Here is a 9656-nt window from a genome sequence, read left to right as displayed (position 1 = left end):
GCGCGGCCCAATCCGTGCCCGTAAGGTCGTTTTTCGACCTTACAGCGGCCTTCCAAGCCGGAACGAGGACTGCTAAGGGGTACAACTTACATTTTCAGGTACTAACCTGATTATAAAGAACAATTCATTGAACGGTTAGCCGGATTTTGACCGATCCCGGCGAGATTTTGACATATATGGCACGAGAGTCCGTCCCCTGTCTGGAACGAACGGCACCGAGCAACGCTTCGTTGGAGCGCAAAAGACGGTCCAACTTTTTCCGCTGTGGCTCGCCCAAGACTTTACCCAATGTTTTACCAGCCCCGCAGCCAAGCAGCACGCTCTTTCACCAATGCCGCCTCTCTATCCGCGCTTTCCGCAGTTACGTTCTTCGGCCGGTGCCGCCGCTCCAGCTCCGACTTTCCACCAGCCAAATTCCCTAGCCCCGCTTTCCGCCAACGCCGCCTCCCTGGCATCGAACTTCCGCCAGCACGCCTTCCTATCCCCGATATTCCGCTGGAGTCATTCCGGCGTGGGCCTTGAACGTCTTGATGAAGTAGCTCTGGTTGTCGTACCCGAGCATCTCGCAAATTTCGCCGACAGAACGCTGGGTTTGGTCGAGCAGTTCCTTGGCGCGCTCCATCTTCATCCGGGTGACGTATTCGATGAAGGTAATGCCCAGTTCCTTCTTGAACAGCCGGCTGAAGTAGCTGGCGTTCAAATGCAGGTGGTCGGCCACCTCCTCCAGCGTAATCCGGCGGCTCAGATGAAGGGAGACGTACTTGCACGCCTCCTGCACGTCGGCGCGCTTCGCTCCGGACGCTCCCCCCTGGCCGGCGACGCGGACGAACTCCTGCAAGTGGCCTACGAGCCAGTCCCGCAGCTCGCCGAGCGAATCGATGTCGGCGATCTCCTTGTGCAGCGTATCGGCCGTATACCCGGAGCCGATAAAATGCAACGAATGCAGCTTCAGCTTCAGATCGAGCAGCAGCTTCAGCGTCCAATCCTTCACCGATTCGGGCGCATAGCGCTCCCGCTCGATCAGGCGAATCCAGCGACCCGCGACTTCTTCCGCCTCCGCGGCGCTCTTGCCGACGAGCGCTTCCCGGAGCTCCGTGCTGGCGAGGTCGTAGTAGGAGAACAGATCGGTGCCGGGCAACGCGGGCAATGCGGACGACGCGCACGACGCAGACGACGCGCACGACGCAGACGATGCAGACGATGCAGACGATGCAGACGATGCACGCGACGCAGACGATGCACGCGACGCAGACGACGCAGACGACGCGGATGCGGACGCGAAGCGCTTGACGATCTCTCCCTCCTTCAGGTAGAACCGCTGCTCCGCGCTCCCGAGAAGCTCCCGCAATTGCCGCCGCAGACTTTCGGGCGAAGCGCATTCGCCGCCGATCAGAAAGGACATGCGGACGCCAAGCACGCTCCGCAGCGCCTCCCGGACCGCTCGCAGGCTTGCCGACGCGCAGTCGTAAGGATTCGTCTTCAGGCTCGGCCTGTAAGCGAAAAGAAACAGCGCCGTCCGCGCGTCGAACGCGACGTGCAGCCCGCTAAAGCCGATGCCGCCCAGCACTTCGTCCGCCACGTTGCCCACGGCGAAACGCAGCGTCTGTTCGGAGGAGAAGCGGCGCCGCAACTGCCCGTAATGGTTGACGAACCCGACGGCGGGCAGAACGGCCTCCCCGTCGCGCAGCAGCCCGAGCGCCTCCGCCTCCCGCTTCCACTGGTCCGGGGACAGCAGCGGCTGATCGATGAAGTTGCGGATGATCCGCTCCTGGCGGAGACTGCGCGTCTCGTTCTCCAGCGCTTTCAGCCGGGACTGCTCCCAGCCGGCCTGCAGTTCCTCGTCCATACTCATCTTCAGCCGCCGCAGCAGCCGGACCAAATCCTCCGGGTCGAGCGCATCCTTCAGGAAATATTCCTGCACGTTCAGCCGCATCGCTTGCCGGGCGTATTGGAACTCGTCGTGGCAGGACAGAATGACCGCGCGCAAGCCCGGATTTCGCTCCTTCATCCGGGCGGTCAGCTCCAGCCCATCCATCGCCGGCATGCCGATGTCCGTGATCAGCACGTCCGGCATCTCTTCCTGCGCCTGCTCCCAGGCGCTCGCGCCGTTGCCGTGGGTTCCCATCAGGCGAAAACCGAGGCTTTGCCAGTCGATCTCTTCCGACAGCAGCTCGATGACCGGATAATCGTCGTCGGCCAGCATCACTTTATACATCGTGCGCTCCCTCCTTCCACGGAATGAACAGCCGGATCGTCGTGCCCCGGTCCGGCTCGCTCTCCACGCTCATGCGGAATCCGTCCCCGAAAACCATGCGCATTCTCTCCACGACGTTGCCCAGCCCGATGCCCGAGAAGCCGCCCTTGCCTTCCCCACCCTCCGGCGGCTCCTCCCGGACCGCCGAGCCGAGCTTCCGGTTCAGGGCGGCGAGCCGTTCCGGCTCCAGCCCGGTCCCGTTGTCCTCGACGGTCAGAACGAGGAACGGACGGTCGATCTCCGCCCGAATGCGGATCGTGCCGGCGCGCTGCTTCAGCCCATGGATGAGAGCGTTCTCAACGATCGGCTGAAGAAAAAACCGCGGCACCTTGACAAAGAGCGCCTCCGGGGAGACGTCCAGCGACAGCTCGACTTCTTCCTTCTGGCGAAGGTTCATCAGCTCGACATAGCCGGTCAGAAGATCCAGCTCCTCGTGCAGATCGATCTCGTCCTCTTCCTTGCTGATCGTCATGCGCAGCAGCTTGGAGAGGGAGCTGATCATTTTCGCGCTCTCCGCGTCTCCCCTCCGCAGCACCTTCATCCGGATGGAATTGAGCACGTTGAACAGAAAATGCGGATTGATCTGCGCCTGCAGCATTTTCAGCTCGGCCTTGCGCTTGCGCGCCTGAGTGTCCGACACTTCCGCGATCATCTCCTGCACCCGGTCCAGCATCTGGTCGAACAGAAAGCCGAGACGGCCGATCTCATCCTGGCCCCGGATGCCCGAACGCACGCTCAAATTGCCGCGCTGCACGGCCGTCGTCACTTTGCCCAGCCGGACGAGCGGCTTCGTGAACGTCCGGAGCAGCAGAAGAAGGAGCAGCAGGAACGCGATAAAGGAGAAGGCCTGAAACGCAAACACGCGGTTGAAAATCGAGCTGATGTTCACGATCGCCTTCTTGTAAGGCTGCACCGTCACGAGCCGCCAGTCGTTAAACGGGATCGGCTGCTGGGTGAGCAGGTATTTCTCTTGTCCGATCCTGATGATGGAAGAATCGCTGGCCTTCTCTTCTTCCCCCAAATACGGGAACGTCCGCCCGATGCGCGACGGATTGCGGTCGGAGACGATTCGGCCCTCCCCGTCCAGAATCATCGCTTCCTGGCCGGAAGTCAGGCGGTTGAAGATCGAACGGATCTGATCCTCCATCGTCGTGACGATGATATAGCCGTATATTTCCGAATTTTCCTTGCGAAGCGTCCGGCCGACGGACACCTGATACGGATGGTCCAGCTTCTCGAGGCCGAACGACGTCGGCTCGACGGGCGACCAGTACGACTGGAAGCCTTGCAATTGCTGAAGCTTCCCGAACCAGGAGTGCTTCCGCCAGGACAGCGGATTGCAGTCGTCGACCGAATAGTTGGTGTAGAAGCGCCCGTTCGAGAGCAGGACGGTGACGTAGTTTTTCTCGCCGAGCACCGTCAGGCTGTCCAACTGCTGCAAAATCTGCTTCGATTGCGTAAACTTCGTGTACGCGTCGGAGTCGTCGTTGCCGGCCGCCGCCATTTTGAAATACGAATTCATGTCCGAATTGACCTGAATGTAGTTGGCGATGTTCAGCATGCCCTTCAGCAAATTCGTCACCGAGCCGCCCACGAGCTGCAGCGAATCCTCGGCGTTGGAGACGGCCTGCCGCTTGACGGCTTCCTGGGTCAGAAAGTTGTACACGATCATCGTAATGAAAGCCGGAACCAGTATGCAGACGATGGACGCCGCCATCAGCCTGTGCCGTACCGACCGCAGCTTGAGGAGCTCCCTGATGCGGTTCGCCAATGCCGTCCCCCCCGGTCACCAAAAGCAAAGAGAGGGGCAACGACGGTTGCCCCCGGTCCGATTTCATTATAGCAATCGTTATTTCTTGTTGGCATCAATAATCTTCTGGACGCGCTCCTGGGCGTTTTTGACGGTCGTGTCAATGTCCTGATTGCCCAGGATGAGCTTCTCGAACTCTTCGTTGACCGCTTTGAACACTTCCGCCTGATAGGACGCCGGAGGCACGATTTGCGACGCTTTGGAAGCGACGAGCGTGTCGACGAGCGACTTTTTGTCCACCTTCTCGGGATTTTTGGTGCCGCTCAGAATGGTGTCGATGATGGAGGCGACCTGATCGCTCTTCACCTGGTTCCAGGCCGGGATGTTCTTGCCTTGGACGAGCTGCCCTTCGGTCGTGTACCAGCGGACGAAATCGTACGCCTCCTGCTTGTGCTTGGAGCTGGCCGCCACCGCGACATAGTCGGTCGTGACCGGCGTATAGCCGATCTCGTCGCCCGGATTGTTCTTGGGGAAAGGCGCGACCGCGACGTTGAAGGTCAGCGGCACTTTGTCCGTTCCGCCGATCTCCGAGTTCATCCAGCTTCCGATGACAAGCATGCTGGCCGACTGGTTGAAAAATTGCGTCCGGTAGGCAAGCTTCTGGGAGATCATGTCCGAATAAGGAACGGCGGATTTGTCTTCCTTCTCCATCCGGACGCGAAGCTCCAGCGTTTTCTTGAAGTTCGGATCGTCCAGATTGGACGTACCGTCCGCTTTGAGCAGGTCCGAATTCTGGGGCTGATTCTCCATCATCAGCTTCAGGTATTCGAGCCAGCCGCCGTTTTGCGGCCCGTGGAAGTAGGTGCCGTACCGCTTGCTTGCGCCTTCGCCCTTCGTCAGCTTCTTCGCGTAGTCGGCGAAATCGTCCCACGTCCAATCGGTCGGCACCGGCAATCCCGCCTCGTCCAGATGGTCTTTGTTCAGCAGGACGTACCAGGGGTTGAACTTCCCGGGAAGCGCATACACTTTGCCGTTCAAATGGGTGTCCACTTTGTAATCGGTCTCTTCCTTGAACCCGTCCTTGGCGATGTAGTCGTCCAGCGGTTCGGCCATGCCGAGCGAGACGCGCTGCGCGTACCCGGCCGGGTCGCTGAACATGAGGATGTCCATCTGCTCGGACGAAGCCGCCGCGAGATCGAGCTTCTTCGAAGCTTCCTGCGTGTCGCCCTTGTCGCTAAGCTGCACCAGCTCCACCGTAATGCCGGGATGGGATTGCTCGTACGCGTCAAGCGTTTTTTTCCAGTTATAAGCCTCTTCGGTCCCGTACGTGTACAGCCGGAGGTTCACCGCTTGGCCGGAAGCCGCCGGGCTGCTTGCCGACGCGCTCCCGCTTGCCGCCGGACTCGCTCCGCCCGACGCGTTGTTCGAATCGTTCGAGCCTCCGCAGCCCGACAATAGCCCCAGCATCAACGCGCCGACGACCGCGCCCGCCGCTACCTTCTTCTGTTTCATCGAATGACACCCTCCTCGAATGTTGTAACGCTGCGAACATTTTCAATTATAAAGAGAGCCATTACATTCCTCATGGAACAAAATTTACTTTTTATGAATTATTTTGACTTCCGCAACTGCCGCCTTAACCTTTCACGCCGCCGAGCGCAATGCCTTCGATGACGCTTTTCTGCCCGATGACGAACACGATGAACAGCGGGACGATGGCCGACACGGCCGCCGCCATAATAAGCGAATAGAATTCGCCGCTCATCGACGTGAATTTCTGAACCGCGAGCGGCAGCGTGTACAACTTGTCCGTCCGCAGGAAGATGAGCGGATTCTGGTAGTCGTTCCAGGTCCAGATAAACCGCAGAATCGCATAGGTCGCCACCGCCGGCTTCACCAGCGGGAATCCGATGGACCAGAAAATCCGGAAATGGCCCGCGCCGTCGATTTTCGCCGATTCGATAAATTCCTGGTGGACGCCCATAAAAAACTGGCGCAGCATGAACGTCCCGAGCACGCTGAAGCTTCCAATCAGAATCAGTCCGACGAGACTGTCGAACAAGCCGATGTTGCGGTAAAGAATGAACTGCGGAATGAGCGTCGCTTGTCCGGGCACCATGTAGGTGGCGAGAACGATCGCGAAGAGTCCGTTCCGGGCCTTGAACTGAATTTTAGAGAAGCCGTAAGCCGCCAGGCTCGACACCGTGCAGGAGATCAGCGTCGTCGCGACGCCGACCCGGATCGAGTTCCAGTAATAGCGGTAGAACGGATAATCTCCGAACCATACTTCCTTGTAGTTCTCGATCGCCCGCCAATGCTTCGGAATCCACTGGATCGGGTAGGCGAACACCTCGTTTTCCGACTTGAAAGACGTGACGAGCATCCAGACGAACGGCAGCAGGAACAGCACGCTGATCGCCAGCATAACGGCGGTGACGATCCCTTTGCGCCACGGTTGAACGGCCATCGAACGCATCGCTGCGCCTCCTTTCTCTCGTTAGTAATTGACCCACTTCTTTTGCGCGCCCCACTGCCCGAACGTGATCATCATGACGAACAGGAACAGCACGGCCGCTACGGACGAAGCGTATCCGACCTTCAGGTTGACGAACGCCTGGTCGTACAAATACCAGACCATCATGCTGGTCGAGCCGATCGGCCCGCCCTGCGTCGTGACCGCGATCAGGTCGAACACCTTGAACGTCGAGATGATGCCCGTGACGAGCAGGAAGAAGGACGTCGGCGACAGCATCGGCATCGTAATGCGCCGGAATTGGGTCCACCCGTTCGCGCCGTCGATGGCGGCCGCCTCGTACAAATCCTTCGGGATCGATTGCAGCCCGGCGATATAAATAATCAGGTTGAAGCCGATGGAGAGCCAGACCGAGATGCCCATGAGGGTGAAAAGCGCGTAGTGCGGGTCCGCGAACCATTTGGGCGGATTCGCGAAGCCGATCGCCTTGAGCATTTCGTTGACCGGACCGTAGGAGGGCTGAAACAGCACCTGCCAGACGACGGCGACCGCTACGATGTTCGATATATACGGCATGAAGTAGGCGACCTTGAAGTAGTCCTTCATGTAGACGTAACGGTCGATGACGATGGCCAGAACCATGGAGATCAGCATATAGACGGGGACGGTCAGCAGGAACAGCAGATTGTTCCGCACGGACCGGAGGAATGCCGTGTCCTCGAACAGCTTCCGGAAGTTGTCGAAGCCGACCCACCGGATGCCGTTCCAGCCCGCCACGAAGTTCCAATCGGCGAAGCTGAGCACGAGCGTCGCCGCGATCGGCAGCAGGACGAGCACGAACACCCCGATGAGCATGGGGCTTACGAAGAAGAAGCCCGCCAGCGTCTCCCGCCGCCCGAGCGAGCGGGCGGACTTGCCGGCCATCGGCACGGCCGCCGCCGGAAGACCGCCGGGCGGGGTCGCAACATCTCTTGCCATGTTTAACACCTCAATCTGTCATCGTTGGTGGAGCGAGTGTTATCATTATAAAAAAAATACCGTCGGCTCTTTGACGGTATTTTGATCATATTCGCTTTAATTTTGACTTTGTGGCTGCAGGCCGTCCTGCTAGACCGAATACTTGCCGAAATCGACCGGCGCTCCGTTTACGATCGCCTCCGCGGCCCCTTGCCCGTTCGTCCGAAGCGTCAGCTCGTCTTCCGCCAGGCTCCGGTACGACACGCTCCCGCCGTCTTCGCCGAATGCCGGGGCGTTGTCCCGCTGGATCGCCGCGAACTCCTGCAGGCTTCCGATGCAAAGCCGCTCGGCCTCCTCGGCGCCGATCGTCTCCACGACGACGCCGCTCGGGCCTCCCCGGCTTTCGACGGCGATGCGGTCGGCCAGCTCCTCCGCCTCGTACGGCCGCATCAGGCGCACGGCGATATACGTCCGCTCTACCCGGCCGTACAGGGCGTTCTCCTCCCGGAGCCATTCCCCCTTGGGCAGCACGCCGACGATCCGGCCATCCTCCCCTTCGGGGATCGGATACAGCGCGGCCACGACGTTTTTATGGAACAGCACTTCGCAGGCGCCGCTCTCGTGGCGCGGATCGAATTCGGTGTAGCCTTCTCCCGGATGGAAGAAAAACAGTTGGTTGATCGAGCCGGACCGGTCGAGCGGCAGGGAGACGTCCCAGCGGTGCTGCTCGTTGTCGAACTCGCGGACCCGCTCCCAGACGCCCCCGACGGCGTAATCCTCCGAAATGTAGGCGTACTTATGGATTTTCCGGCCTTCCTCGGGCGAATCGGCCTCCGCCTTGACGGCGTATTTGGCCACTTCCATCGGCTGCTTCCGGTCGAGCGCGTTCCGCGTGACGTCCTCGGGCGCCTCGTAGAACAGGAAAGCGGCGAATTCGGGCCGCGGCGTCTCTTCGGGCAACGGGAAATCCCCGAATTGGACGTAATCGAACAGCACGTTCGCGTCCCGGGGGACGTCGTGCGGCAAGGCGCGGGAATGCGGTCCGACCCAGGCTCCCTTCAAATACCAGAGCGAACGCTCGTGCCACAAATAATCGAGCATGTCGCCGAGATCCCGGTTGATGTCGATGTCGTCGACCAGCTCCCAGGCGGCCGTGAACGCCTGCACCCAATGCCAGAACCACGGCAGCGCGCCGTATTCGGCCATGCCGTTCTCCCGCACGTGGCGCAGCGTCCGGACGAGGCTGCGGTGCCCGTCCTCCACGAGCTCGTAATCCCGGAACAGATTGCCGAAGATCAGTTTGGCCGCCGTATATTTCGCTTCGTGGTGGTTAAATTGCCGAATTTCCTTCGCGTAAAAGCGGCTGCGGTATATATGCTCGAACGCCGACTCGAACGCGGCGCGAAGCGGCTGGCTCATGTATTCCTGATGATCCCGGTAGAAATAAACCATCAGGCTCCCCATCAATTCGACCGGAAGCGGATCGGGCCGCGCTTCCTTCGGCACCGGATCGAGCCTAAGCGGCCAATGCCCGTAAGTCGGGCTGTCCGGGTCCTTGTCCTGCAGCTTCAGCACCTTCAGCATCATTTGCGACGACGAAGCGAGCGTCATCTCCTTGTCGAACGGAACTCTCGCTTCCGGGTCGATCGAAGCCGCAAACAGATGCGCGGCGTAATAAAAATTGTCCCGCACGTCGTGATGGAACCACAGCCCGCTTCCGAGGAGGGGCTGCCGCTGCGCCTGGATCGCAATCCGCCGGATCAATTCGTGCTGTCTTTGCTCATAGGTTGTCATATGCCATCGCCTTCTCTTTCCGCCTGTTCAGATTTCGGCCGTTGCGCCGCTTCTTAGGGCTTAAACCGAACGGAACCGCTGCCAGCCTTCGGCCGGGTTCCGGGCCGCCCGTTCTTCGTGGTTCCGATCCGTATAATGCCGGCGGAATCGACACTCGACCAAGAGTATCAAATCCAGGTCATCGATTCCCTTGCCTTATTATAGGGCTTGCTGAACGAACAAAAAATCCTTATTCCACAAGGGATTTGAGCTACTTTTGTCGAATTTATCTGCAAGGAAAACATAGAAAATTGGCAAAAAACCTTGCAGATGGAGTGAGCGAACGTGTTCGTGCCGAATCGGGATATGGCAGATCTGTTGGAAAATTTCTACTTACCCTTTGGCGGGAAGCTTAATCCTGGGAATCGCTGGGTACAGCTTGCCGCACT

The 9656-nt window shown here is 59.5% G+C and carries 6 protein-coding genes; all 6 read right to left on the bottom strand.

Annotation, left to right across the window (positions count from 1 at the left end):
- Window positions 1-478: 478 nt before the first annotated feature.
- Window positions 479-2215, bottom strand: a complete 1737-nt coding sequence (locus tag G485_RS31060; RefSeq protein WP_027093803.1) for a response regulator transcription factor — start codon at window positions 2213-2215, stop codon at window positions 479-481.
- A complete protein-coding gene (locus G485_RS0118865) occupies window positions 2208-4025 on the bottom strand; it encodes a sensor histidine kinase (protein WP_035157255.1) in 1818 nt (605 codons plus the stop codon). The genes G485_RS31060 and G485_RS0118865 overlap by 8 nt, the downstream gene beginning before the upstream one ends.
- A 78-nt stretch (window positions 4026-4103) precedes the next feature.
- Window positions 4104-5516 (bottom strand): ABC transporter substrate-binding protein, encoded by a 1413-nt coding sequence (locus tag G485_RS0118860; protein ID WP_027093801.1) that lies wholly within the window; start codon window positions 5514-5516, stop codon window positions 4104-4106.
- 124 nt (window positions 5517-5640) lie between these two features.
- Window positions 5641-6480: a carbohydrate ABC transporter permease gene (locus G485_RS0118855; protein ID WP_027093800.1), complete on the bottom strand. Its 840-nt coding sequence runs from the start codon at window positions 6478-6480 to the stop codon at window positions 5641-5643.
- A 21-nt stretch (window positions 6481-6501) separates the two neighbouring features.
- Window positions 6502-7401 carry a carbohydrate ABC transporter permease gene (locus G485_RS0118850; RefSeq protein ID WP_051318425.1) on the bottom strand — a complete coding sequence of 300 codons (900 nt, stop codon included), beginning with the start codon at window positions 7399-7401 and terminating at the stop codon, window positions 6502-6504.
- A gap of 183 nt (window positions 7402-7584) precedes the next feature.
- Window positions 7585-9228 carry a hypothetical protein gene (locus tag G485_RS0118845; protein ID WP_027093798.1) on the bottom strand — a complete coding sequence of 548 codons (1644 nt, stop codon included), beginning with the start codon at window positions 9226-9228 and terminating at the stop codon, window positions 7585-7587.
- Window positions 9229-9656 lie beyond the last annotated feature (428 nt).

This window comes from Cohnella thermotolerans DSM 17683 (assembly GCF_000429825.1).
GTDB classification, from domain to species: domain Bacteria; phylum Bacillota; class Bacilli; order Paenibacillales; family Paenibacillaceae; genus Cohnella; species Cohnella thermotolerans.
Note: the sequence above shows the minus strand (reverse complement) of the source record. Positions and strands in the feature narration are given on the sequence as shown.

Excerpts from the sequence above, each read along its gene's own strand:
- G485_RS31060 (WP_027093803.1), bottom strand. The coding sequence starts at position 2,215 with ATGTATAAAGTGATGCTGGCCGACGACGATTATCCGGTCATCGAGCTG.
- G485_RS0118860 (WP_027093801.1), bottom strand. The coding sequence starts at position 5,516 with ATGAAACAGAAGAAGGTAGCGGCGGGCGCGGTCGTCGGCGCGTTGATG.
- G485_RS0118850 (WP_051318425.1), bottom strand. The coding sequence starts at position 7,401 with ATGGCCGGCAAGTCCGCCCGCTCGCTCGGGCGGCGGGAGACGCTGGCG.
- G485_RS0118845 (WP_027093798.1), bottom strand. The coding sequence starts at position 9,228 with ATGACAACCTATGAGCAAAGACAGCACGAATTGATCCGGCGGATTGCG.
- G485_RS0118855 (WP_027093800.1), bottom strand. The coding sequence starts at position 6,480 with ATGCGTTCGATGGCCGTTCAACCGTGGCGCAAAGGGATCGTCACCGCC.